Origin of the sequence: Streptomyces sp. NBC_01717, assembly GCF_036248255.1 — a bacterium.
Taxonomy (GTDB): domain Bacteria; phylum Actinomycetota; class Actinomycetes; order Streptomycetales; family Streptomycetaceae; genus Streptomyces.
This window is the reverse complement of sequence record NZ_CP109178.1, coordinates 3,974,196-3,998,217: the sequence shown is the minus strand read 5'-3', so window position 1 is coordinate 3,998,217 and position 24,022 is coordinate 3,974,196. Positions and strand designations below refer to the sequence as shown.

At 70.9% G+C, this 24,022-nt stretch carries 19 protein-coding genes; 13 read left to right on the top strand and 6 right to left on the bottom strand.

Features of this window, described 5'->3' with window-relative positions; translation table 11 throughout:
* Positions 1 to 5 precede the first annotated feature (5 nt).
* The 6 genes from OHB49_RS17900 (at position 6) to OHB49_RS17875 (ending at position 11,271) form a co-directional block, all read left to right on the top strand.
* The gene (locus OHB49_RS17900; RefSeq protein ID WP_329161476.1) at positions 6 to 1,988 is read left to right on the top strand and encodes a serine/threonine-protein kinase; all 1,983 of its coding nucleotides are present in this window, start codon (positions 6 to 8) and stop codon (positions 1,986 to 1,988) included.
* Positions 1,989 to 2,156: 168 nt separating this feature from the next.
* A complete protein-coding gene (locus OHB49_RS17895) occupies positions 2,157 to 4,856 on the top strand; it encodes a protein kinase (RefSeq protein WP_329161474.1) in 2,700 nt (899 codons plus the stop codon).
* 126 nt (positions 4,857 to 4,982) lie between these two features.
* The gene (locus OHB49_RS17890; RefSeq protein ID WP_329161472.1) at positions 4,983 to 6,602 is read left to right on the top strand and encodes a serine/threonine-protein kinase; all 1,620 of its coding nucleotides are present in this window, start codon (positions 4,983 to 4,985) and stop codon (positions 6,600 to 6,602) included.
* Between the two features lie 246 nt (positions 6,603 to 6,848).
* Positions 6,849 to 7,145: a hypothetical protein gene (locus OHB49_RS17885; protein ID WP_329161470.1), complete on the top strand. Its 297-nt coding sequence runs from the start codon at positions 6,849 to 6,851 to the stop codon at positions 7,143 to 7,145.
* A gap of 615 nt (positions 7,146 to 7,760) precedes the next feature.
* Positions 7,761 to 9,386, top strand: coding sequence for a succinic semialdehyde dehydrogenase (locus OHB49_RS17880; protein WP_329161468.1), 1,626 nt, complete (start codon positions 7,761 to 7,763; stop codon positions 9,384 to 9,386).
* 49 nt (positions 9,387 to 9,435) lie between these two features.
* Entirely contained in the window at positions 9,436 to 11,271 is a 1,836-nt protein-coding gene (locus tag OHB49_RS17875) for a GMC family oxidoreductase (RefSeq protein ID WP_329161466.1), read from the top strand.
* 77 nt (positions 11,272 to 11,348) lie between these two features.
* On the opposite strand, the gene OHB49_RS17870 is transcribed toward OHB49_RS17875, so the two are convergent.
* Together OHB49_RS17870 and OHB49_RS17865 are read right to left on the bottom strand one after the other, a co-directional pair.
* The gene (locus tag OHB49_RS17870) at positions 11,349 to 11,504 is read right to left on the bottom strand and encodes an LAETG motif-containing sortase-dependent surface protein (protein ID WP_329161464.1); all 156 of its coding nucleotides are present in this window, start codon (positions 11,502 to 11,504) and stop codon (positions 11,349 to 11,351) included.
* Between the two features lie 658 nt (positions 11,505 to 12,162).
* A complete protein-coding gene (locus tag OHB49_RS17865; RefSeq protein ID WP_030968958.1) occupies positions 12,163 to 12,483 on the bottom strand; it encodes a chorismate mutase in 321 nt (106 codons plus the stop codon).
* Between the two features lie 357 nt (positions 12,484 to 12,840).
* Between OHB49_RS17865 and guaA the strand changes: the two genes are divergently transcribed.
* From guaA to OHB49_RS17840, 5 genes are all read left to right on the top strand, one after another.
* Complete coding sequence (gene guaA, locus OHB49_RS17860; protein WP_030968960.1) at positions 12,841 to 14,436, top strand: glutamine-hydrolyzing GMP synthase; 1,596 nt, start codon at positions 12,841 to 12,843, stop codon at positions 14,434 to 14,436.
* A 115-nt stretch (positions 14,437 to 14,551) separates the two neighbouring features.
* Complete coding sequence (locus OHB49_RS17855) at positions 14,552 to 15,307, top strand: SAM-dependent methyltransferase (RefSeq protein WP_329161462.1); 756 nt, start codon at positions 14,552 to 14,554, stop codon at positions 15,305 to 15,307.
* Positions 15,308 to 15,401: 94 nt separating this feature from the next.
* Complete coding sequence (locus tag OHB49_RS17850; RefSeq protein ID WP_329161460.1) at positions 15,402 to 16,172, top strand: class II aldolase/adducin family protein; 771 nt, start codon at positions 15,402 to 15,404, stop codon at positions 16,170 to 16,172.
* Between the two features lie 113 nt (positions 16,173 to 16,285).
* Complete coding sequence (locus OHB49_RS17845) at positions 16,286 to 17,551, top strand: hypothetical protein (RefSeq protein ID WP_030968965.1); 1,266 nt, start codon at positions 16,286 to 16,288, stop codon at positions 17,549 to 17,551.
* Between the two features lie 112 nt (positions 17,552 to 17,663).
* Positions 17,664 to 18,173, top strand: coding sequence for a DoxX family protein (locus OHB49_RS17840; RefSeq protein WP_329161457.1), 510 nt, complete (start codon positions 17,664 to 17,666; stop codon positions 18,171 to 18,173).
* Here OHB49_RS17840 and OHB49_RS17835 read toward each other — a convergent pair.
* A complete protein-coding gene (locus OHB49_RS17835) occupies positions 18,080 to 18,343 on the bottom strand; it encodes a hypothetical protein (RefSeq protein WP_329161455.1) in 264 nt (87 codons plus the stop codon). The two genes, OHB49_RS17840 and OHB49_RS17835, sit on opposite strands and share 94 nt — an antisense overlap.
* The gene (locus OHB49_RS17830; RefSeq protein ID WP_329161453.1) at positions 18,330 to 19,643 is read right to left on the bottom strand and encodes a PspC domain-containing protein; all 1,314 of its coding nucleotides are present in this window, start codon (positions 19,641 to 19,643) and stop codon (positions 18,330 to 18,332) included. Before OHB49_RS17830 ends, OHB49_RS17835 begins: the two co-directional genes overlap by 14 nt.
* A 181-nt stretch (positions 19,644 to 19,824) precedes the next feature.
* Here OHB49_RS17830 and OHB49_RS17825 point away from each other — a divergent pair, with 181 nt between their 5' ends.
* Both OHB49_RS17825 and OHB49_RS17820 read left to right on the top strand, forming a co-directional pair.
* Positions 19,825 to 21,123 (top strand): ATP-binding protein, encoded by a 1,299-nt coding sequence (locus OHB49_RS17825; RefSeq protein ID WP_030968970.1) that lies wholly within the window; start codon positions 19,825 to 19,827, stop codon positions 21,121 to 21,123.
* Positions 21,107 to 21,802, top strand: a complete 696-nt coding sequence (locus OHB49_RS17820) for a LuxR C-terminal-related transcriptional regulator (protein WP_030968973.1) — start codon at positions 21,107 to 21,109, stop codon at positions 21,800 to 21,802. The genes OHB49_RS17825 and OHB49_RS17820 overlap by 17 nt, the downstream gene beginning before the upstream one ends.
* 40 nt (positions 21,803 to 21,842) lie before the next feature.
* Here OHB49_RS17820 and OHB49_RS17815 read toward each other — a convergent pair whose 3' ends face one another.
* Together OHB49_RS17815 and OHB49_RS17810 are read right to left on the bottom strand one after the other, a co-directional pair.
* Positions 21,843 to 22,604: a GNAT family N-acetyltransferase gene (locus OHB49_RS17815; RefSeq protein WP_329161450.1), complete on the bottom strand. Its 762-nt coding sequence runs from the start codon at positions 22,602 to 22,604 to the stop codon at positions 21,843 to 21,845.
* A 55-nt stretch (positions 22,605 to 22,659) separates the two neighbouring features.
* Positions 22,660 to 23,715 carry a C40 family peptidase gene (locus OHB49_RS17810; protein ID WP_030968977.1) on the bottom strand — a complete coding sequence of 352 codons (1,056 nt, stop codon included), beginning with the start codon at positions 23,713 to 23,715 and terminating at the stop codon, positions 22,660 to 22,662.
* Positions 23,716 to 24,022: the final 307 nt, after the last annotated feature.

Sequence of the window (24,022 nt, the reverse complement as noted above, 5' to 3'; positions counted from 1 at the left end):
GACGCATGTCGGAGGCGGAGCAGGCACGGGAGCCCCAACGGGACACGGATGGACGTCTCCTTGCGGGTAGGTACCGGCTCGGGGAGGTGCTGGGCCGGGGCGGTATGGGCACGGTCTGGCGTGCCGTCGACGAGACGCTGGGCCGCACGGTGGCGGTCAAGGAGCTGCGGTTCCCGTCGGCCATCGACGACGACGAGAAGCGCCGGCTGATCACTCGCACACTGCGCGAGGCGAAGGCGATCGCAAGGATCCGCAACAACGGCGCGGTGACGGTCTACGACGTGGTCGACGAGGACGACCGGCCGTGGATCGTGATGGAACTGATCGAGGGCAAGTCGCTTGCCGAGGTGGTGCGCGAGGACGGTGTGCTGACGCCGAAGCGCGCGGCCGAGGTCGGCCTCGCCATCCTCGACGTGCTGCGTATGGCGCACCGCGAGGGCATTCTGCACCGCGATGTGAAGCCGTCCAACGTGCTGATCTCCGAGGACGGCCGGGTCGTCCTGACCGACTTCGGCATCGCACAGGTCGAGGGCGACCCGTCCGTCACCTCGACGGGCATGCTCGTCGGCGCCCCCTCGTACATCTCGCCGGAACGCGCCCGCGGGCACAAGCCCGGACCGCCCGCCGACCTGTGGTCGCTCGGCGGACTGCTGTACGCGAGCGTCGAGGGCTGCCCGCCGTACGACAAGGGGTCGGCGATCGCCACGCTGACCGCGGTGATGACCGAGCCGCTCGACCCGCCGAAGAATGCGGGTCCGCTGGAGGAGGTCATCTACGGCCTGCTCGCCAGGGACCCGGAGCAGCGGCTCGACGACGCCGGCGCGCGGGCCCTGCTCAGCGATGTGATCCACGCAGCCGACAAGCCCGCCCCTGTGGTGCCCCCGCCGGCCGACTCCACCCAGGTGATGGCGCTGCCCGGCCGCGTCGCAGCCCCCCGCACCAAGGGGGCGTCGAAGCTCGGGGAAGCCGGGGAGGTCGCGCGTGACCGCCTGCGCGGCGCGTTGCGCTCCGTGCGGAACGCGAAGGCGGCGCCCGGCGCCGGTGCGGGTGTGGCTGTTGCCGGCTCGGCGTCCGCTCCTGCCGCCTCGCCTGCGCCGCGGACCGCTCCTTCGGCTCCGGTCCGACCCACGGCTTCGCCGGCCTCCGCCGTCGGTGGCGTACCCCCGCAGCGTCCGGGCGGGTCGTCGAACGCGCCGGTCCGGGCGTCCATCACGGACGTGGTGCCCCGCCGCACCCTGGCGATCATCGCGGTCGTCATCGCGCTCGCCGTGCTCGGCACGGTCCTTGCGCTCACGCTCGGCGGGGGTGACAAGGACAACGGGAGCAGCGGTTCCGCCAAGGGCGGCACCTCCGCCTCGGCAGGCGGCGCCTCCGCCGACACGGACAAGGGCGACGCAAGCGGCAAGGACCAGGGCCAGGACCCGAGCGACGATCAGGGCAAGGACAAGGGCAAGGGCAAGGACGCGGACGACGACTCGGGCAAGGGGTCGGACGACTCCGGGACCGGGAGTTCGAAGGCCGGCGACGCGCTGCCCGACGGGTACAGGACGGTCACCAACAAACAGTTCCACTTCACGATGGCGATGCCCAAGAACTTCACGCGCTACAAGATCGCGGGCGCCAACTCGGGTCAGATCTACGCTGTCGACGGTGGATTCCCGCGCGTCCAGATCGACTACAACAGCTCTCCCGGGAAGGACGCCGCTGCTGCCTGGAACGCCGCGAGGAGCGCGGTCGCGGCCAGCAGCGACGGCTACCGGCACCTCGGGATAAGGAAGGTCGAGTTCAACGGCTACCCGACCGTCGCCGACTGGGAGTTCGAGCGTACGCAGCAGGGCCGGCGGATCCGGGTGCTGAACCGCGGTTTCCGGGCCGACGACACGCACGGCTACTCGATCATGATCAGCTGCAAGGCGAGTGAGTGGAACGGCAAGGAGTGCCGGACGCTGCGCGAGACGGCCTTCGCCACGTTCAAGCCCAAGGACTGAGCGCCGGGTTGCGGCGACCTGCCGCACGGTCGGCACTTGCCACGTATTGTGAGAGCTTGAGAACCGTACGCAGCCGAATGTATAGGTCAATTGCACAGTAAGTGACCGCAATTGACGGGTTGGTACGGGGTTCGTGGCCGGGGGGACAGCGCGCTCTGGGGAGGCGTCGTGGACGACTATGCGGGTCGGGTGCTTGCCGACCGCTACCGCCTGCCGCTGCCTCCGTCGGACGAGTACGAACTGGTCGAGACCCGGGCGTTCGACACGGCCAGCGGTCAGGAAGTCCTGGTGCGGCAGCTGCCGTTGCCTGAGGTCGTGGACGCCGAGGTGCTCGACGCCGACGGGCTGCCCTCGACGGCCCGGCGGACCACCGGGCGCGCGGTGCGGCGGTCCACGGACCCCGCGGTCCGGCGCGCGATAGAGGCTGCGCAGGCCGCCGCCCAGGTGCCCGACCACCCGAGGCTCGACCAGGTCTTCGATGTGTTCGCCGAGGACGGGTCGCTCTGGATCGTGAGCGAGCTTGTCGCGGCCCGCCCGCTGGCCGCGCTGCTCGCCGAGCGGCCGCTGAATCCGTACCGGGCCGCCGAGATCGGCTCCGATGTGCTGACGGCCCTGCGGGTGCTGCACGCGCACGGCTGGACGCACCGGAACATCACCGTCCGTACGGTGCTGATCTGCGACGACGGACGCGTCGTGCTGACCGGCCTGGCGGCCGGGGCGGCGGAGGAGGCGCTGTGCGGGTACGTGCCGACGCCGCAGCCCGACGACGAGGCGTACGGGGAGCCCGCGGTCGAGTCGGGCCCGACCGGTCCGTATGTTCCGCCCGCCGCGACGCTGCCGCCCGCCGGTCCGGCCGGGATCGCCTGGCCGGGCGAGCCCGTCGACCATCCGGTCGAGCCCGTCGATCCGGTCGGGCTGCCGGCCTCGCGCCACCCCGCCGGTGAGTTGGAAGCCGTCCGCCGGCCGCCGGACCCCGACGTTCACGGCGCGGGCAGTGCCTCGGAGTTGCGGGCCGCACGCGCCGGAGCCATCGCCGCCTACCGGGCGGGCACCCGCGCCGCCGCACGCGTCAGCGAGGAGCGGCGACAGGCCGGGACGAGTGAGCCGGTGGAAGCGGAGGAGACCGGCATCCTTCCCGTCCAGCGCCCCGGACGGCCCGACACCGGCCGGGTACGGCCGACGGGCGGCTGGGGCCCCACCGCCGACGACCCGTACGACGACGAGGGCGACGAAGACGACGACAACGAGTACGGCAGCCCGTACGGCAGCGACAGGGGCGACGACGGCGACGGCGGTCACCGTGGGCAGGGGCCGCCCGGCCGGCGGATGCACCTGACCGGCACCTGGGGCGACGGCGCCGACTTCGGGCGCCCCGTTCCCGCCGGAGGCTCCAACGAGGACGCCCTGCGCGCCGACGCCCGGCGCCACGGCACCACCTCCGCAGCGGAACGCCGGCACCAGCAGCCGCAGCAGGTCACCTCCGGCCGCTGGGACGACATCGTCGCCGGTGACCGGGGGAATTCCGGCTACCGCGGCCCCGCCACCACCCTGGCCGCCGAGCGCGCCCGGCAGACCCGGATCGCCGTCGTCGGTGCCGTCACCGAGCGCTGGGCGCCCGAGCAGGCCGGACCGGTCCACGAGAACTGGCAGTTGGCGCCGCCCATCGGCCCCGCCACCGACCTCTGGGCGCTCGGCGCCCTGCTCTACCGCGCCGTCCAGGGCCATGCCCCATACCCCGAGGAGAACGCGGCCGAGCTCGTCCAGATGGTCTGCGGCGAGCCGCCCGCCTTCGCCGAGGAGTGCGGTCCGCTGCGCCCCGTCGTCGAATCGCTGCTGCGCCAGGACCCCACCGAGCGCCCGGACTTCGAGGAGCTGCGCGGCTGGCTGCGCTCTCTCGTACGGTCGGCGCCCGAGCCCGAGGCCGGTCTCGATGTAGTGCCCCTGCCGTCCGTCGACGACACCCGGCTGCCCGTCGTGCGCCGCCGGGGCGAGCTGGTCCGCAAGCGCCGCGGCCGCCTGGGCAGCGCCTCGGCGCACGGCCGCCACCGCCAGACGAGGGAGAGGCCCGACCGGTACGAGCGGCCACGGGTCGAGAGGGCGCCCAGGGCTCCGCGTGAGCCCAAGGGGCCCAAGGCGTTGCGCACTCCGCCCCGTCCGCAGCAGGGTGACGGGCGCGCGCCGCAGCGGCTCGGGCGGCTGCTGCTCGTGCTGATCCTGCTGGCCCTGGCCGCGGCCATCGCATACGCCGTGATGTTCATGCCCAAGGCCGGCACCGGGTCCGACTCGAAGGGATCGGGCCCGGCCGCCACGGACACCGGCGCTCCCGGCACGTCCGACGGGAAGCCGCCGTCGCAGTCGCCCCGGTCGTCGCCCGGCACCCAGAAGCCGCAGACCAGCCGCTCCGCCGTCGCGCTCGCCCCCGGATACAGCCTGCGCAAGGACGCGGAGGGCTTCGAGGTCGGCGTGCTGAAGGGCTGGCAGCGCAGCCCCGCCGACGCGGACCGGCAGATACGGTACGGCAGCGACGGGTTCAGTCTGCTGGTCGTGCCGGGGCGCGACACCGTGCGGGCCAACGGTGATGATCCGCTGGTCTACCAGCGCGACAAGGAGCGGGAGTTGCAGCCCTTCCGGGACTCCAGCTGGTCCTCGGCGACGGGGCTGCGCCGTATCGACGTCGGCCGACAGGCCATGGCGGAGGGCCAGTTCACCTGGCAGGACGACACCGGGCGCGAGGTGTACGTCCGCAACCTCGCGATGATCGTCGACGGCCGCTACCACGTGCTCCAGGTGATCGGTCCGGACACCGAGCGCGACAAGGTGACGGCCATCTACGAACAGGCCATAGCCTCCTACCGCGTGACTTCCTGAATCGCCGACAGGAACACGGTCGGCCGGGCGACAAGCATCACAGTGCGATCTCGTGAGCGATGCGAGGTTCCGTGGCCGTACCTCCCCTCCGTAACCTGGCAGCCGAAGGAAACGGGGCGGGGACAAGTGGACCGATCACAGGAAACGGGCGCGGGGCTGGTACTGGCCGGGAGATACCGGCTCGGTGAAGTCCTCGGGCGCGGAGGCATGGGCAAGGTCTGGCGCGCCCACGACGAGGTGCTGCACCGCACGGTAGCCGTCAAGGAGTTGACCGCCGGGCTGTACGTCGCGGAGGCCGACCGGGTCGTGCTGCATGCCCGTACCCAGAAGGAGGCCCGGGCGGCGGCCCGCATCACCCATCCCGGCGTGGTCACCGTCCACGACGTGGTCGAGTACGACAACCGGCCCTGGATCGTCATGCAGTACGTCGACGGGCCGTCACTCGCCGACGCCGCCAAGGAGAGCGGCGAGATCGCGCCGCGCGAGGCGGCCAGGATCGGCCTCCATGTCCTGAGTGCCCTGCGCGCCGCGCACAGCGCCGGTGTGCTGCACCGGGACGTGAAGCCCGGCAACGTACTCCTCGCCCGTGACGGACAGGTGCTGCTCACCGACTTCGGGATCGCCGCGATAGAGGGCGACTCGACGATCACCAGGACCGGCGAACTGGTCGGTTCCATCGACTATCTGGCGCCCGAGCGGGTACGGGGCGGCGACCCTGGCCCCGCGTCCGACCTCTGGTCCCTCGGCGCCACGCTCTACACCGCGGTCGAGGGGTGTTCGCCGTTCCGTCGCACATCCCCGATCTCCACCATGCAGGCCGTCGTCACCGAGGAACCGCCGCCGCCCTCCCGGGCCGGGGCGCTCGCACCGGTGATCACCGCACTGCTCCGCAAGGACCCGGCGGACCGGCCGTCGGCGGCCGAGACGGAGCGGATGCTGCTGCAGGCGATGGAGGGCCGGGAGCCCCGGGCGGCGCAGGCCTACGTCCCGACCCAGCGGGTGTCCGAGGAAGCCCTGCGTTCGATGGGCTCGGACGGCCCGGTCGGCACCGGAGCGGAATCACGCGCCACCGTCCCGCAGTTCACCGCGACGCCGATGACCCGCCGCAGCCGTGGCCGTTGGCGTACGGCGATCCTGGTCGTCGCCGTCGCCGCACTGGTCGGCGGCGGCGCCGGACTGGCCGCGATGAAGTACGGCGACAACTCGAGGACCGGCTCCGCCGGGAGCGGTTCGCCGCACGGCAGCAGCACTTCGCCGCGGCCTTCGGCCGAGGCATCGAAGCCTTCCCCGTCCAGCAAGGCCATACCGGACGGTTGGCAACGGGTGACTGACCCCGAAGGGTTCAGCTTGCTTCTACCGCGCGGCTGGGAGCGCCGAGTAAACGCTGGGAACGTCGACTACACCCCAGACAATGGCAACCACTTCCTTCGAATCAGTATCGATGAGAATCCAGACTTCGAGACCCCATATCTGCACCTTCTGAGCCTCGAAACCAAGATTGGTGGGCTCGCGGATTATCGGAGGCTGGCGCTGCTTGCCAACACCTACCGGGATCAAAACGCCGCGCTGTGGGAGTTTTCTTGGACAGCGAGTGAGAATCACCCTGGAAAGCGCCGGGCGATTGACCAGATGTACTCGGTTGGGCATGGTGGGGCAGAGTACGCCATATATATGGGTGGTCCGGCTGAGGACTGGGATCGCAAGAAGTTCGACACCATCCTGCGTTCATGGCAACCACCCGGATGAACGAGGCCGTCTGCGCTCCCCATCCCGGTCGCGTTGTTCAACTGCCCGTCGTCTTAAGTTAGTTGTATGATGTGTGGCGGCGCGAGATGGCGCCGATGTGACCTGTCTGAGTGGTGTAGTTGAGTCTGATTCATAGGGGTGGATGTGCGTAGTTCGAGAATGTCTCGGGTTGGCTCGGTTTTGGCGGCAGCGACGATCGCGGTCGGCATTTCTGCGGGTACGGCGTATGCGGGGACCAATACGTCCATGGTCTACGTCACGAATGGCGGCGTCAGGGCGGGGGCTGCGCAGTTCGAGCACAATGGGGACGTGCTCACCGTCTGTGATATAAAGGCGGATGGATTCGCGGTGTGGGGTGGGCTGTATCTGAAAGAGACCGGGAATTTGTTGGGGGAGGTATATAACAACCTGACGGCAAGTGCCTGCCTCGGCGACACGATCAACCTCACTGAAGGAACCAACGTGTATGTGAAGGTCTGTCTGGCCTCAAAGGGAGACGTGGCCTGGGCGACGTGCAAGTCATCCACGAATGGCAAGGCTTGATGAAGTCTGCGCTGCGGTAGCGTCGATGCGCCGTGGCGTCTCGTGGATCGAAGGGCTGAACCGCGTCGTTGGTGCCCCCGTGCTCGAGTATGCATGTGTTGCATCTTCGCTGGGCTCGGCTAACCGTTGGTCTCGCGTGTAGGCATCCTGCTATGGCGAATTTGCATCAGGAACTTGCCGGCTAGGTGGCTGAGGCGGAAGCGCTGCCGTTGCCGTGAGAGAGCATGAGTTCGGGCGGACGTACGTCTACGCACCGGCAGGAACCGTCCCCGAGGTCTCTTGGGTGTACTTGTGTTCGGTCTCAAGGCGGGGGCCGTGCAGGGCTGGCTATTGGTGACGGTGCAGCCCGATGCGCGCACAGCTTCGCCGGGAGAGGCAGGCCTCTCCCGGCGGTTGCGTGTGTATCTCAGTGTGTATCTCTGCGCGGGCTCGGGGCCGTCGGATGAATCGGTTGGGCCGAGCCTGATGGCACTCTCGTCCCCGTCTTGGGTATTCACCGCATGGGTCCCTGATCAGGGGCTTTGTTGCCAGTGATCACTGGCTCGTTTGTGGGGAGTGTGAAAACCTATTACCGACGGGTACCCAAAGCGGTGGGCTGGACATACCCTCGCCCTCATGACGGACTCGACGGACTCGCAGGCATCTGCCGCCCCCCTCGGTACCAACCCCGTGGCCGCCGCCCCCGCGGGTGTGCGCACGGCTGCCGATGTGGTGACGCCCGAGGTGATCGCCCAGCTCACCCGTGGTGTCGTCGGCTCCGGCCGTACCGCGAACCACACCCCGTTCACCGGGGAGAAGCTGGCCGACCTGCCCGAGTCCACGCCCGAGGACGTCGCGACCGCCTTCGAGCGGGCCCGCGCCGCCCAGCCCGCCTGGGCCGCCACCCCGGTCCGGACCAGGGCCGCCGTCCTCCTCCGCTTCCACGACCTCGTTCTCGAGCGGCAGGCGGAGGTCCTCGACCTCATCCAGCTGGAGACCGGCAAGGCCCGGCTGCACGCCCACGAGGAGGTGCAGGCGGTCGCCGTCTCCGCCCGGCACTACGGGCGCAGGGCGTCCTCGTATCTGAAGCCGAAGCGGCACACCGGTGTCGTGCCGACGCTGACCAAGGTCACCGAGCTGCGGCAGCCGCGCGGTGTCATCGGCCAGATCGCTCCGTGGAACTACCCGTTCGAGCTGTCCGTCGGCGATGCGCTGCCCGCGTTCGTCTCCGGGAACGCCCTCGTGATGAAGCCCGACACGGAGACCGCGCTGACCGCGCTCTGGGCCCGTGACCTGCTGATCGAGGCCGGGCTGCCCGCCGAGGTGTTCCAGGTCGTCCTCGGTGACGGACCGGTCGTCGGGCCCGAGGTCGTCAAGCACGCCGACTACGTCTCGTTCACCGGTTCCACGCGCACCGGCCGAGAGGTCGCCCAGGGCGCCGCCGCCCGCCTGGTCGGCGTCTCGCTGGAGCTCGGCGGCAAGAACGCCATGCTGGTCCTCGAGGACGCCGACGTGGAGAAGGCCGCCGCCGGTGCCGTCCGCGCCTGCTTCTCCTCCGCCGGACAGCTCTGCATCTCCATCGAGCGGCTCTACGTCCACGAGTCGGTCGCCGACGACTTCGTGGAGCGGTTCGCCACCCGCACGAAGGCCATGCGGCTCGGCAACTCCCTCGCCTACGGCGCCGACATGGGCTCGCTCGTCGGCGAGCGCCAGCTGGAGACCGTCACCCAGCATGTCGCGGAGGCCGTCGAGAAGGGCGCCACGCTCGTCGCCGGCGGTGTCGCCCGCCCCGACATCGGCCCGCTGTTCTACGAGCCGACCATCCTCGACGGCGTCGAGGCTCCGATGGCCGTCTGCACCCAGGAGACCTTCGGCCCGGTCGTCTCCATCTACCGCTTCTCCGACGAGGACGAGGTCATCGCCCTCGCCAACGCCACCCCGTACGGCCTGAACTCCAGCGTCTGGACCAAGGACTCCAAGCGCGGTCACCAGGTCGCCGCCCGGCTGCGTACCGGCACGGTGAACATCAACGAGGGATACGCCCCCGCGTACGGCAGCGTGCAGTCCCCGATGGGCGGCATGAAGGACTCCGGTCTCGGCCGGCGGCACGGCTCCGAGGGCATCCTCAAGTACACCGAGGCCCAGACCGTCGCGCAGCAGAGGCTGATCCCGCTCGCCCCGTCCTTCGGGATGGACGACGAGAAGTACGCGGCGTTCATGAGCCGCAGCCTGAAGGCGATGAAGGCGTTCCGCCTGCGCTGACCCCCGTAACACCGCGGCACCTTCTGCCCTTTTCGTACCGAGGAGAGCCATGTCCCAGGACAGCCCTGCCCAGAATCAGGCCGAACCGGCCGGCGAGACCGATGACGACGCGGCGTACGACTACGACGTCCTTGTCGTCGGCTCGGGCTTCGGCGGTGCGGTGTCGGCCCTGCGGCTGACCGAGAAGGGATACCGGGTCGGGGTCCTGGAGGCGGGCCGCCGCTTCACCCCCGGCACCCTCCCCAGGAACTCCTGGGACATCAAGAACTACCTGTGGGCCCCCGCACTCGGGCTCTTCGGCATCCAGCGTGTGCATCTGCTCGGCAACGTGATGGTGCTCGCCGGGGCGGGTGTCGGCGGTGGCTCGCTCAATTACGCCAACACGCTTTACGTACCCCCGGCACCGTTCTTCGAGGACCGGCAGTGGGCTGAAATCACCGACTGGCAGGACGAGCTGGCGCCGTACTACGACCAGGCCAAGCGGATGCTCGGAGTCCGGCTCAACCCGACGATGACCCCGTCCGACGTCCATCTGAAGGCGACCGCGCAGGCCATGGGGGTCGGCGACACCTTCCATCTCGCCCCGGTCGGCGTCTTCTTCGGCGACGGCAAGGACGCCGACGGTACGACGAGGGCGAAGCCCGGTGAGACGGTCGCCGACCCGTACTTCGGCGGCGCGGGGCCTGCCCGCAAGGCCTGCACCGAGTGCGGCGAATGCATGACGGGCTGCCGTCACGGCGCGAAGAACACCCTCAACGAGAACTACCTCCACCTCGCCGAGAAGGCCGGAGCGGTCATCCACCCGATGACCTCCGTGGTCGCGATCACGGACGACCCGGAGGGCGGCTACCACGTCACCACCGTCCCGACGGACCGCCGCAGGAAGGGCAAGCCGACGCTGCTGCGCGCCCGCAAGGTGGTCGTCGCGGCCGGCACGTACGGCACCCAGACCCTCCTCCACACGATGAGGGACCAGGGGCTGCTGCCCCGGCTGTCGTCGCGGCTCGGCGAGCTGACCCGTACCAACTCCGAGGCGCTCGTCGGCTCGCAGACCAGCGACCGCCGCTACCGCAAGAAGCACGGCACCGCGAGGGCCGACTTCACCCAGGGCGTCGCCATCACCTCGTCGATCCACCCCGACGAGAACACCCACATCGAGCCGGTCCGCTACGGCAAGGGCTCCAACGCCATGGGCGCGATGTCGATCCTGCAGGTGCCGTACGGCGGCCGCCGGGTGCTGGGCTGGCTCGGCAACATGGCCAGGCACCCGGCCCTCGCCGTGCGGTCGCTCTCCAATAGGCGCTGGTCGGAGCGGACCATCATCGGCCTTGTCATGCAGTCGCTGGACAACTCCCTGACGACGTACCGCAAGCCAGGTGGTATCGGAAAGGGCCTGCTCACCGCCCGCCAGGGGCACGGCGCGCCCAACCCGACCCAGATCGAGGAGGCCACACGCAGCGCCTCGCTGCTCGCCGAGGAGATCAACGGCTTCGCCGGGTCGAACGTCGGGGAACTCATGGGCACCCCGCTGACCGCGCACTTCCTCGGTGGCTGCCCGATCGGTGCGAGCGCCGATGAGGGGGTCATCGACCCGTACCACCGGCTGTACGGGCACCCGGGCATCTCGGTCGTCGACGGCTCGGCGGTCTCCGCGAACCTCGGCGTCAACCCGTCGCTGACCATCACCGCGCAGGCGGAGCGGGCCATGTCGTTCTGGCCCAACAAGGGTGAGGCGGACCCGCGTCCGGCGCAGGGCGAGGCGTACGAGCGGCTGGCCGCGGTCGCACCGAAGGCGCCGGCGGTGCCGAAGGAGGCCTTCGGCGCGCTGAAGCTGCCGTTCCTGGGCCTGCCCGCGGTCCCGCCGAGGAAGCACGCAGACAAGTAGGAGAGAAACAGGACAGCGGAAAGGGGCTGCACCCCCCTCCGAGTGCAGCCCCTCACGCCTACCGGTGATGTCGCCCGTTACGCGGCGGCGTCACCGTTCCTGCGGCGCCGCACGACGAACATCGCACCGGCACCGAGCACTACGGCCGCGCCGCCCGCGAGGGCGAACATCGGCACTGCGGAGGACGAACCGGTCCCTGCGAGCGTGCCGGAGACGTCGCCCGTCGTGTTCACGGGTGGGGCCGGTGTTCTGCATGCATGACTTGTGGTCCGGGGTAATGGTTGTCCGGAACCTCACAGAATCCTTATGTGACTCCCGTCACGCCTCTCTCTGTCGTCTCTCCGGTACCTGTGGTTTCTCGCCGTCGCCCTGCTGACACGACGGCCCCGCTGCGCCTTCAGAAGCCGGCGGCCAGGAAAGGATCACGACATGACCAAGGGCCCCGTGGGCCGCGAAACCGGTCCAGGGGGCCCTTGTCGATCAGCGTCGGTGTCAGGGCGACGCCGGTGCCGAGTAGCGGCACCGGGGAGCGCCGCAGGGTGAGGTGCATCGGGTCTGCGTCCCCGGCGTACCGGGGCGCGTGAGTGGCGTTCTCGCCCGGATACGGTCGGCTCCGGGCGTCCCCGGAGCCGACCGTTCTTGGGGTGACCGGGCTGCTGTCCCCTGCCGACCGGTCACGCACGCTGGAGCGCGGTCCCACGGCGTACCTGCAGTACGCCACACGCTCCAGCGGAGCCACGCGTGGTTTCTTCGAAAGCCGCCCCTGGCTGGCACGGACACCGGGACCAACGAAGTCACCGTGCGCCCGGTCACGCGCCGTACGGGTGAGAGTCGGCCCGAACGCAGATGCGCCCGTACAGTCCCGCGGCCGGTGCGGCAGCCGGACAGGTCTCATACGCGGCCGCGGCACAGCTCCAGCAGCGTCATGGCGAGCGAGGTGCCGGGCTTGCCGAGCGCGTCCCGGTACTGGCCGAGGATCTCCATCTCGCGGGAGAGGTTGACCCGGCGGCCGCCGGAGGTGACCCGGGCCTCCTGGATGACGGCCGAGACGGCCATCCGTTCCTGGACGAGCCCGATGATCCGGTCGTCCAGTGAATCGATGCGCTCCCGGGCTCCGGCGATCAGCGCGGCGGCCTCATCGGTGTGCGCACCGGTCTTCTCGGTGGGGGTCTTCTCGGCGAGCTTCTGCGCGGCGACGGCGGTGCTGTTCATTCCGTGACTCCTGGTGTCCTGGTGGGGTGTGGCCCCCCGAAGCGATCGGACCCGGAATGCCAGAACGCCCCGGGCCTGTCGGCCCGGGGCGCCTGGAACGTTGCTTGTCAGTGGCTCAAGCAGCACGACCATGGCAGCCGGCGGGCCGGGTGCCATAGGTAAAGACGTAGGTCGTGTGCTGATGCATGAGCTCAGTATGGACCCGTCCCCGCCGGTGGTCCAACGCGGCGCCCGGATGGTGAGACACCGTGGTGAGGGCTGCCGACGACCCCGCCCGTCGGACGCGAACAGGGTCTCCCTCGCATCCCCGGTAGAATCGGGAGGACCGACCCCCCTTCACCGCCGGAAGGCCGCCCCGTGCCAGCAGCACCCCCCGCCGCCCCCGACACCGCACCCGACGTGGTCCTTGTTGTCGACTTCGGCGCGCAGTACGCCCAGCTCATCGCCCGACGCGTCCGTGAGGCCCGGGTCTACAGCGAGATCGTCCCGTCCACGATGCCGGTGGCCGAGATGCTGGCCAAGAACCCCCGGGCGATCATCCTGTCCGGCGGACCCTCCTCGGTGTACGCGGAGGGCGCGCCCAGCCTCGACCGCTCGCTGTTCGAGGCCGGGGTCCCGGTCTTCGGCATGTGCTACGGCTTCCAGCTGATGGCCACCACGCTCGGCGGCACCGTCGACGACAACGGTGCCCGTGAGTACGGTCGCACCCCGCTGACCGTCTCCAAGACCGGCTCCACGCTCTTCGAGGGCACGCCCGCCGAGCAGTCGGTGTGGATGTCGCACGGCGACGCCTGCTCCGCCGCCCCCGAGGGCTTCACCGTCACCGCGTCCACGGACGTCGTGCCGGTCGCCGCCTTCGAGAACGACGAGAAGAAGCTGTACGGCGTCCAGTACCACCCGGAGGTGCTGCACTCCACGCACGGCCAGCAGGTCCTGGAGCACTTCCTCTACCGCGGCGCCGGCATCGAGCCGACCTGGACCACGACCAACGTGGTCGAGGAGCAGATCGCGCTGATCCGCGAGCAGGTCGGCACCAAGCGCGCCATCTGCGGCCTCTCCGGCGGCGTCGACTCCGCGGTCGCCGCGGCCCTCGTGCAGAAGGCCATCGGCTCCCAGCTGACCTGCGTGTACGTGGACCACGGCCTGATGCGCAAGGGCGAGACCGAGCAGGTCGAGAAGGACTTCGTGGCCGCCACCGGCGTCCAGCTGAAGGTCGTCGACGCCGAGGAGCGGTTCCTGAAGGCGCTGGCCGGGGTCTCCGACCCCGAGCAGAAGCGAAAGATCATCGGCCGCGAGTTCATCCGTGTCTTCGAGCAGGCCCAGGCCGAGCTCGTCGCCGAGGCGGGCGCGGCCGGCGAGGACGTCGCCTTCCTGGTGCAGGGCACGCTCTACCCGGACGTCGTGGAGTCCGGCGGCGGCACCGGCACCGCCAACATCAAGTCCCACCACAACGTGGGCGGTCTCCCCGACGACATCGAGTTCCAGCTCGTCGAGCCGCTGCGCCAGCTGTTCAAGGACGAGGTCCGGATGGTCGGCCAGGAGCTGGGCCTGCCGGAGGAGATCGTCCAGCGCCAGCCGTTCCCCGGCCCCGGTCTCGGTATCCGGATCGTCGGCGAGGTCACCAAGGACCGGCTCGACCTGCTGCGAGAGGCCGACGCCATCGCCCGCGAGGAGCTGACCGCGGCCGGACTCGACCGTGACATCTGGCAGTGCCCCGTGGTTCTCCTGGCCGATGTCCGCTCGGTCGGCGTCCAGGGCGACGGCCGCACCTACGGCCACCCGATCGTCCTGCGTCCGGTCTCCTCCGAGGACGCCATGACGGCCGACTGGTCGCGCCTGCCGTACGAGGTTCTGGCGAAGATCTCCACCCGCATCACGAACGAGGTCGCCGACGTCAACCGCGTCGTCCTCGACGTGACGAGCAAGCCGCCGGGCACCATCGAGTGGGAGTAGCCCTCCCCGCAGGGTCAACGCGATGCCGTCGCTCATTCGTTTGAGCGGCGGCATCGTCGTGTCGGCTGAGAAAACCGATTGCACCGCCCGCACGACCGTGCGAGGCTCCGCGACCATGTCTGCCGATGAGATCCGCCCGATCATCTCCGCGCCTCACAACTACCGACTGACCTGGAACACCCCGCTCTCCGAGGAGCACGCGACACAGTTGATCTCGGGCTGTGCACCTGCCCCCGGGGCGCGCATCGTGGACATCGGCAGCGGGTGGGGCGAACTGCTGATGCGACTGGTGGCATCGGCGCCCGACAGCACCGGCGACGGTGTGGAGACCGACCTCGACGCCGTGGCGCGCGGGCGGACGCTCGCCGAGGAGCGGGGGCTCGCGGAGCGCGTACGGTTCCACGCGACGCCCGCCACCGAGTGGACCGGGAGCGGCTACGACCTCGCCGTGTCCATCGGTTCCGCCCATGCCTGGCCCGGCTCGACGGCCGAGGCGCTGAAGGCCCTGCGCGCCGCCGTCCGGCCCGGCGGGCGGGTGCTGTACGGCGACGGGGTCTGGCTGCGGGAGCCGTCCCCCGCCGCACTCGCCGGTATCGGGGCCGAACCCGGAGACTTCGGTTCGCTGCTCGAATTGATCAGGCTCGCCGAGTCCGTCGGGCTGCGCGCACTCCAGGTGACCGTCGCCGACCAGCGTGAATGGGACCTCTTCGAGTCGAACGGGCCGATCGGACGGGGGGAGCGCTGGGCGCTGGAGAACCCCGGGCATCCGCTGTACGACGAGGTGATCGCCGAGGTCGACGCCCGCCGCACCGGCTACTACGGCGGCTACCGCGGGGACTTCACCCTCGCCTACCTCGTGCTGAGCGCCTGACCGTTCCCGAATCGGTGCGTGATCGCTCTGGCCACCTGCGGCGACCGGCGGTAACTTCCGGTCCCGTACGCCCTGGGAGCCCCGAGGAGTCGCCATGCCCGAGCCCACACCGATACCCGTGGAACAGCTGCAGTTCGCGATGCCGCCCGTCCATCAGTCGGTCGAGGAGGAACGCGCGTACCGCAAGGAGCGGCTGGCCGGGGCGCTGCGGCTGTTCGCTGCGTACGGGTACGAGGACGGCGTCTCCGGTCACATCACGGCACGGGACCCGGAGTACACCGGCTGCTTCTGGGTCAACCCGTTCGGCGCCCCCTTCGACGGACTCGTGCCGGACGACCTGATCCTGGTCAACGGGGACGGGCAGGTCGTCGAGGGGCGCCACCACGTCAACCAGGCGGCGTTCGCCGTCCATGCCCAGGTGCACCGGGCCCGCCCGGACATCGTCGCCGTAGCGCACACGCACTCCCTGCACGGGCGGGCGCTGTCGGCGCTCGGTGAGTTCATCGAGCCGATCACTCAGGAGTCCTGCGCCTTCTACGAGGACCACGCGGTCTACCAGGCCTACACCGGGGTCGTCGTCGACGAGGAGGAAGGGCGGCGGATCGCGGCCGCCCTCGGCCCGCGCAAGGCGATCATCCTGCGCAACCACGGGCTGCTGACGGTCGGCGACTCGGTGGACGCGGCCGCCTGGTGGTTCGTCACGATGGAGCGTTCCTGCCAGGTGCAGTTGACCGCGCGGGCGGCGGGGAAGCCGGTTCTGATCGAGCACCGGGAGGCGGTGGCCACCCGCGAACAGCTCGGCAGCGACCTGGTGGCCTGGATCAACTACCAGCCTCTGTGGGGGAAGATCTCCCGAACATTCTGACGATCCGCGCGTCCCGGCGGCCCCGATGCGGGCCCGGCCCGTCCCGTACGGCACAATTCGCAGCAATCGGTGGTCAGTTGGCAGTACGTGGGCGGGAAAGGACGGCGTTCTCCGTGGCGTTGGACGAGGCACGACAAAGCACTCACGGCGGTGGCTGTACGTGCGGCGACTGCCCGCACGGAGCGCGCGAGGGACACCGGCGCGCGGTGGCCGCCTTCCTGGCCAAGCGGGACGAACTCGCCGCGGGCCAGGGGCTGCCGACCGGCGTCGCCCAGTCCGCGTCCGCGACCCGCCAGTGGGTATCCGACGAGCTGACCGAGTCGGCCCGTACGGTCGCCGAGCGCAGCCGGGAGGCGGGCGACGCCTGGCTTCACCAGGTGTGGGTGCGCACCCTGGTCGTCGTCTGGGGAGGCGTCGCCCTGCTCGCCATCGGTGAGGCCGGCACCGCCATCGGTGCGGGCTGGTCGACGGCCCGTACCGCCGGTCTGGTCGCCGCGCTCGTCACCGCCGGGCTGCTGACCGGGGCCGCCCGCTTCCACCGGGCCCGCGGCGGCGTCCTCGCCCCGCTGATCGGCGAGGACAACCGGCTCTCCACCTCCCGTGCGGTCGCCGTGGCCTGGGTGCTGCTCGCTGTCTTCTCCGTGCTCGTCCTCGCCCTCCAGCTGGCGGGCGCCTCCGGCCATGCGGAGCGCGACGCGCTGATCGACGGTCTGGAGCTGGCGCGCGGCGCCGGGGTGCTGACCGCGCTGGCGCTGGTGTGTGCCATTGCCGTGGTCGTGCGCCGGGTGGTGACCGTACGCGCCCTCGCCGGGCGTCTGCAGAAGCTGCGCGCCGACCGGCCGCGCGCCGCGGATCTGCTCACCGACGACTCCGGGCGGGGCAGTTTCACCGATGTGCAGTACGTGCTGGTGAGCGCCGTCGCCGTACTGTTCGCCGTGGTCCGGCTGGCCCGTCGGCCCGAGCAACTGCCCGATCTGCCCTGGGGACTGGCCCTGCTGGTGGCCGTCTCCGCGGCGACGTACTTCGCGGGCAAGTACACGGAAGGCGGGCGTCCGGTCGTGCTGTCCGTCGTACGGGCCCGGGAGCCCGGGGATCTGGACGCGCCGATCCGTACCGGCGACGACATCGAGATCCGCGGTGCAGGTTTCGTACCGCCCGGCGCCGGGGCCCCGGACCGGCTGGCCCGCGTGGTCGTCAGGATCGGCCGGGTCCATGTCCATGTCCCGCTGGTCCCGGTGGCAGGCGGCTTCGCCAACCCGGCGGACACCGTGCTCACCGTGCCGGTGCCGGTGGAGGTCGAACCGGGGCTGGTGGACGTACAGGTCGTGACGGCCGCCGGGGTGGAGACGAACCGGGTCGAGATCGACGTCACGGACTGAACGGCCGGCCGGGTCCCCGCAGATTGCGCCCGATCGAACCGCAGGGCTGGTGAGCAGCGCGTTCACCGCGTACGTATGGTCTGGTAACGGGTCGACGGAAGGTGGGGTCACTATGCATGGGTACGGCACGAATACACGTGGTCTGGGCGAGACGAGGAGCCTGCGGGAGCTGGCACGGGAGCATGCGCTGCTGCCGCTGCGCATATTTCTCGGCGTCACGTTCATCTATGCCGCGGTCGACAAACTCACGGACAGCGCCTTCTTCCGCGCTTCCGGGTCGGGCTCCGTCGGCGAGATGATGCACGCGGTACGCGACTCGTCCGCGATCCCGGCCCTTGTCGACCTCTCGCTGAAGAACCCCGGAGCGTTCGGGTACGCCATCGCCTTCGGTGAACTCGCCGTCGGCATCGGCACCCTGATCGGGCTGTGGGCGCGGCTCGCCGCACTCGGCGGGGCACTGATCTCGCTGAGCCTGTGGCTGACCGTGAGCTGGCAGGCCGATCCGTACTACTTCGGCAACGACCTGGCCTACCTCATGGCTTGGCTGCCGCTCGTGCTCGCCGGCGCCGCGTCGTTCTCCGTGGACGCCTTCTTCGCGTCGCGGCGGCGCCGCATCCGGTAGCTCACCCACGTCGTGGTGGCGGCCAGCCAGAGGCCGCCGAAGAACACCGGGAAGAAGAAGGTCCAAGGGGCGTCCCAGCTGCCCGCCGCGTCCGCCGCGTAGCCGGCCGCCAGGGCGAGCATCGTGATGCCCGCCACCGCGCGCCCCGGCCGGATCTCATGACGCAGCACGAGTGACCTCCACCTGTCCGATACCGACTTCCAGGTCCAGCTCGACCGTGCCGGCCGGGGTGACGCCGGCCGGCGGAGCGATCTTCCGGTGCTCGTTCTGCGCCGGGCTGACGTCCACATCGCCCGGGGGATCGGCCGGCAGCCGGATGTCCCCGAGTCCGGCCCGCGCCCGCACCTGGACCGTCACCGCCTCCGGTACCACGACGACCGCCCGGCCGGCGCCGACCCGTACCCGGGTGCTGACCGTGTCGCCCTTCGGGACCGGCACCTTCGTGAGGTCGAGCGTGCCGACGCCGGAGCCCAGTTCGTACCGCTGCTGGACCGAGGCTACCGAGGCCGGGCGCCACTCCTCGCGCACCCACTGGGTGCTGATGTCCTTCGGCAGCACGGCCGCGCCCGCCAGCAGCACCGCCGTGATCACCGCCAGCAGCAGCGTGCCGAACCCGGTCCGGCCGAGGAACGTGCTGACCACCATGCCGGCACCGAACACGGCGAGCGCCGCGGCCAGACCGAACTGCAGGCTCGTACCGAGCGCATGGGTCTCCCAGCTGAGACCCGTGGACACACCACCCGCGATCAGCGCGAACAGAAAGACCAGGCCGCCGATCGAGTGCGGCCCCCGGTCCACCCGCGCCCGTTCGGGCGCGCGGAACGGCGCGTCCGCCGCGGCCCTGCGGGGCCGTACCGTGCCCTCGTCGAGCACCGTGTCCGCCGGACCCCACAGATAGCCGGCGCCCACCGGCCCCGAGGTCCCGTCCTTGATGATCGGATCCCGCCACCAGGACGGGCCGGCCGGCGAGGGCGGCGCCTTCACCTCCGGCGGCGCGTCCGCCGCCGCCTGTGCGGCCGCCGGGTGCAGCGGGTCCTCGGGGGCCGTGGTCCTGCGGCGCTGCGTCCAGACGCAGCAGCCGATGACCGCGAGCGTCAGCATCGCGGAGAACGCCAGCGTGCCGCCGTTGCCCAGCATGGAGAGGAAGAGCCCGCAGCCGACCAGCGCGAACAGCACCGCGATCAGCGACGCCCCCTCGACCCGGCCCGACAGCAGCCTGCGTGCCTCGTTCTCCTCCTCGCCTTCCAGCGGGATCAGCAGCCACGCGAAGCCGTAGAAGATCAGGCCCAGGCCACCGGTCACCGACAGGACACCGAGCACGATCCGGAAGATCACCGGGTCCATGTCGCAGTACCGGCCGAGCCCACCGCACACCCCGGCCACCACTTTCTGCCGCGAGCTGCGCTGCAGCTGCGGACCGGATGCGGCGGGCGGCGCGGCGCCGGGGGCGGCGTCCTGGGGAACGGTCATGGCTCCATGGTGACGGGCCGTGCGCGCCCGCGGCACCCGCGCCGACCCTGGCCGATCCCTGATATTGGCCGCGGCGGACCCTGAAGGGAGGCTCTCGGGTCGCCGCGCGACCGGCCGTCTCAGGGTCGAGTGGGGGCCGACCCTGATGCCGCCGCCCACCCCGACATGTGACGATCGGAGCATGCCAGCCGCCACGCCCCGAGCCGCAAGCTCCCTCAGCGCCGACCCGGAGGAGCCACCGCTGCGCAAGCTGTACCGCAGCGCCGACGGGCGGATGCTGGGCGGCGTCGCGCGCGGACTCGCCGGGCATCTCGGGCTGCCCGTCGCCTGGGTGCGGTTCGTCTTCCTCGGCCTGTTCTTCGCGGACGGCCTCGGCGCGCTGCTGTACGCGGTGTTCTGGATCGTCGTCCCGCTCGGTGTCGGCGGGGTGGAGGCGCCGCGCTCCGTCTTCGAGACCGGCGTCGACGGCCGGCGTCGGCTCCGCAAGCCCGACAAGGGGCAGGTCTTCGCCCTCATAGCCCTGCTGATCGGCGCTGTCGTCTTCGTCGGCAACGTCGACATGGGCAGCAAGGCCGACCGTTACATCTGGCCGACGCTGCTGATCGGCGCGGGCTCCGTCCTGGTGTGGCGGCAGGCCGACAACGCCAGGCGGGCCCGCTGGATGGAGGTCGGCAGCCGCCGCCGGGTGCTGCATCTGGCCCGCGGGCTGGCCGGGGTCGCCCTGGTCGGCCTGGGTCTCGCCGGCTTCATGGTGGTACGCGGCTCCGCGGCTCAGCTCGGCAACGTCCTCACCGCGGCGATCGCCGTCCTCACCGGCATCGCGCTGCTGGCCGGCCCCTATCTCGTGCGCATGACCCAGGACCTCTCCGAGGAACGCCTGATGCGTATCAGGGCCCAGGAACGGGCCGAGGTCGCCGCCCATGTCCATGACTCCGTGCTGCACACCCTGACTCTGATCCAGCGCAACGCCGAGGACCCGGGCGAGGTCCGCAGGCTGGCCCGCGCCCAGGAACGCGAATTGCGCAACTGGCTGTACAACCCCCAGGGCACCGGCAAGGACGAGGGCGACGAACCGGAAACCCTCGCCGAAGCGGTCAAGCGCGCCGCCGCCGAGGTCGAGGACAAGCACGGCGTCCCGCTGGAGGTCGTCGTCGTCGGCGACTGCCCGCTCGACGAGAAGCTCGCCGCCCAGATGCAGGCCGCACGCGAGGCGATGGTCAACGCCGCGAAGTACGGTGGCGAGGGCGGCGCCGTGCAGGTCTACGCGGAGGTCGAGGGCCGTACGGTCTTCGTCTCGGTACGGGACCGGGGACCGGGGTTCGATCCGGATTCCGTACCGGCGGACAGAATGGGCGTAAGAGAATCAATCATCGGCCGGATGCAGCGCAACGGCGGTACGGCGCGGCTGCGTTCGGTGCCCGGCGGGGGCACGGAAGTCGAGCTGGAGATGGAGAGGGCGAGCGATGACGGACACCACTGAGGCAACCGGGGGCCCGGAGCGACGGGTACGGGTCGTGCTCGTCGACGATCACCGGATGTTCCGCACCGGGGTGCAGGCCGAGATCGGCCGCACCGAGGAGACCGGCGTCGAGGTCGTCGGCGAGGCCGCCGACGTCGACCAGGCGGTCACCGTCATCACGGCGACCCGCCCCGAGGTCGTCCTCCTCGACGTCCACCTGCCGGGCGGCGGCGGCGTCGAGGTGCTGCGCCGCTGCGCCCCGCTGATGGGTGCGGTCGAGAACCCGGTGCGCTTCCTGGCGCTGTCCGTCTCGGACGCCGCAGAGGATGTCATCGGCGTCATCCGCGGCGGCGCCCGCGGCTACGTCACCAAGACGATCACCGGCACCGACCTGATCGACTCGGTCTTCCGGGTCCAGGAGGGCGACGCGGTGTTCTCGCCCAGGCTGGCAGGCTTCGTCCTCGACGCGTTCGCCTCGACGGACGCGCCGCCGGTCGACGAGGACCTGGACCGGCTGACGCAGCGCGAGCGCGAGGTGCTGCGGCTGATCGCCCGCGGCTATGCGTACAAGGAGATCGCCAAGCAGCTGTTCATCTCGGTGAAGACGGTCGAGTCGCATGTCTCGGCGGTGCTGCGGAAGCTCCAGCTGTCGAACCGGCACGAGCTGACGCGGTGGGCGACGGCCCGACGGCTGGTCTGAAGTCCGGAAGCGTTGCGGGGGGCCGGGACTCCGGAGGTGTTCAGGCGGGGTCGAGCGAGATGTTCAGCTTCTCGCCGATCCTGCGGTATCCGATGCCCGCATAGATCCGTTCCACATCGGCGTCGCCCGGCTCCAGCCACACCACCCGGCAGCCCCGCGCGAACGCGGTCGCGGTCAGATGCGCGGAGAGCGCGGCGCCGATGCCGCGGCGGCGGAACGTGTCGGTGACGGCGAGACCGGCCAGTTCGGTGAGGCCGTCGACGGGGACCGAGCAGCCGCCCGCGCCCGCCGGGACGCCGTCCACGGTGGCGAGGGCCGCCACGCCGCCGCCCGCCGCCGCGTCGCGCAGCCAGGCCGCCTCGCCGCCCTCGGGTTCGCCCGTCCCGCCGTAGCCGTGGTGCTGCACGCGGGCGGCGGCGTCGAACTCCGCGTCGGTGGCCGGTTCGGCGATGACGAGGGCGTCCACCGGCTTCGGCGGCAGGAGGTCGCCGAGGGCGCAGGCCAGGATCGGGGCCCTGTTCTCGACGGTGAAACCGGCGGCGAGCAGCGCAGGTTCGACCGCGGGTGCCCCACCGGGCAGATACTCCAGACGCGGCATCCGGTCCCGTTCGCGGAACGCGGCGATCAGCGCCTGCACATCGGCCGCCGTCGGCTCGGCCCCCTGGTCCGGGATCGCGTAATTGGCGTACTTCAGCTGCCAGTCGGGGTTGTGGCGGACGGTGAACGGGCCGATCCGCAGATGGTCGGGGGAGCGCTGGGCGAGCGTACGGGTGTGGCTCTGGACGTCTGCGTCCATGGTCATGTGCGAGTCTCCTTCGACCGGTCCGGTGGGACCCGGGGCTGCGGCAGCCGGGAGCCTATGCCACTCGGGTCGCCCCCGCGAAGGGCATTTGGTCGATCGGTGCGACGCGGACCGGTGCACCGGGGTGCGGCGCGTGGATCATCAGGCCGTCGCCGATGTACAGGCCGACATGGCTGACGCCGGAGTAGAAGAACACCAGGTCGCCCGGGGCGAGTTCGGAGCGGGAGATCCGCTGTCCGGCGTTGATCTGGGTGTACGTGGTGCGCGGGAGCGAGACGCCGGCGGAGCGCCAGGCGGCCTGGGTCAGCCCCGAGCAGTCGAACGAGGTCGGACCGGTCGCGCCCCAGACGTACGGCTTGCCCAACGCCCCGTAGGCGAACGCGACGGCCTCCGCGGCGCGGGCGTTGGGGGCGGCCTGCGCGGCGCCGGCGCGCCGGTTGCTGCGATCGGCGTGGCCGGCGGCGGAGCGTGCGGTGCCCCACTGCTCGTACGCGGCGCGCTGCGCGGGCGACAGGGTGTCCAGGAGTCGCTGGGCGTCGGCCAGTTTGGCCCTGACCGTCGTGCGGTGCTTCTTGAGTTCCGCCTGGCGGGTGCCCAGTGCCGCCAGTTCCTCCTTCGCCTCGGCGCGCAGCTGGGCGATCTCGGTGACCTGCCGCTGCACCTTGGACACCTCGGTGGCCTGCCGGTCGGCGATCCGGTCCACGTACGAGGCCCGTTGCAGGTACTCGTCGGGGTCGGAGGAGAGCGCCAGCTGTACGGCGGGGTCGATGCCTCCGGTGCGGTACTGCGCCGCGGCGAGCGAACCGAGTGCGTTGCGGGAGGCGTTGAGGCGTTCGGTCCTGCGGGTGGCCTCGTCGCGCAGTGCGCCCAGGGACTTGGCGGTGGCGGCCGCCTTCTCCTTCGCGCCGTTGTACTGCTCGGTGGCGACCTCCGCCTCGTGGTACAGCCGGTCCACCTTGGCCTTGACCTGGGCGGGGGTGAGCTGCGGATCGGCGTGTGCGGCGCCCGGCAGGGCGGCAGCGGTCGCGGCCCCGGCGAACGCGAGGGTGGCTGCGGTGCGGGCAGCAGAGCCGGTACACGGGCGCTGCTTGGGTTTCCGATGCGCTGCCACGGGGGCGGGGCTCCTTGCTGTCGACTGCCCGTCGGGGCCTACCGGCGGGCCCGCGGAGGTCCGACGGCGACGCCGGCAGGGGGAGCCGCGCGCCGCCGGACTCTTCGGCGGGGTGACCGGGCCGCCGTCCGGGTGCGGAGCGTCGGAGAAGCCGGTCACCTGGATAGGGACGCTAAACCCGGGGCACGAGGAAGAGTCGTAATGACGGCTATTGCCCGAATTTGGCGAGGCGATGTCATCAAGTGATCGGAGAAAACGCACCAGAGTCAGGCAATTGGTGCAGATGTAAGTGAAACACCAAGGAGCC

Bases quoted from the DNA above. Each gene is read 5' to 3' on its own strand.
- OHB49_RS17850 (WP_329161460.1), top strand. From the start codon at position 15,402: ATGCCCGAGCCCACACCGATACCCGTGGAACAGCTGCAGTTCGCGATG.
- OHB49_RS17830 (WP_329161453.1), bottom strand. From the start codon at position 19,643: ATGACCGTTCCCCAGGACGCCGCCCCCGGCGCCGCGCCGCCCGCCGCA.
- OHB49_RS17840 (WP_329161457.1), top strand. From the start codon at position 17,664: ATGCATGGGTACGGCACGAATACACGTGGTCTGGGCGAGACGAGGAGC.
- OHB49_RS17815 (WP_329161450.1), bottom strand. From the start codon at position 22,604: ATGACCATGGACGCAGACGTCCAGAGCCACACCCGTACGCTCGCCCAG.
- OHB49_RS17825 (WP_030968970.1), top strand. From the start codon at position 19,825: ATGCCAGCCGCCACGCCCCGAGCCGCAAGCTCCCTCAGCGCCGACCCG.
- OHB49_RS17865 (WP_030968958.1), bottom strand. From the start codon at position 12,483: ATGAACAGCACCGCCGTCGCCGCGCAGAAGCTCGCCGAGAAGACCCCC.
- OHB49_RS17880 (WP_329161468.1), top strand. From the start codon at position 7,761: ATGACGGACTCGACGGACTCGCAGGCATCTGCCGCCCCCCTCGGTACC.
- OHB49_RS17820 (WP_030968973.1), top strand. From the start codon at position 21,107: ATGACGGACACCACTGAGGCAACCGGGGGCCCGGAGCGACGGGTACGG.
- OHB49_RS17875 (WP_329161466.1), top strand. From the start codon at position 9,436: ATGTCCCAGGACAGCCCTGCCCAGAATCAGGCCGAACCGGCCGGCGAG.
- OHB49_RS17855 (WP_329161462.1), top strand. From the start codon at position 14,552: ATGTCTGCCGATGAGATCCGCCCGATCATCTCCGCGCCTCACAACTAC.
- OHB49_RS17900 (WP_329161476.1), top strand. From the start codon at position 6: ATGTCGGAGGCGGAGCAGGCACGGGAGCCCCAACGGGACACGGATGGA.
- OHB49_RS17885 (WP_329161470.1), top strand. From the start codon at position 6,849: ATGGTCTACGTCACGAATGGCGGCGTCAGGGCGGGGGCTGCGCAGTTC.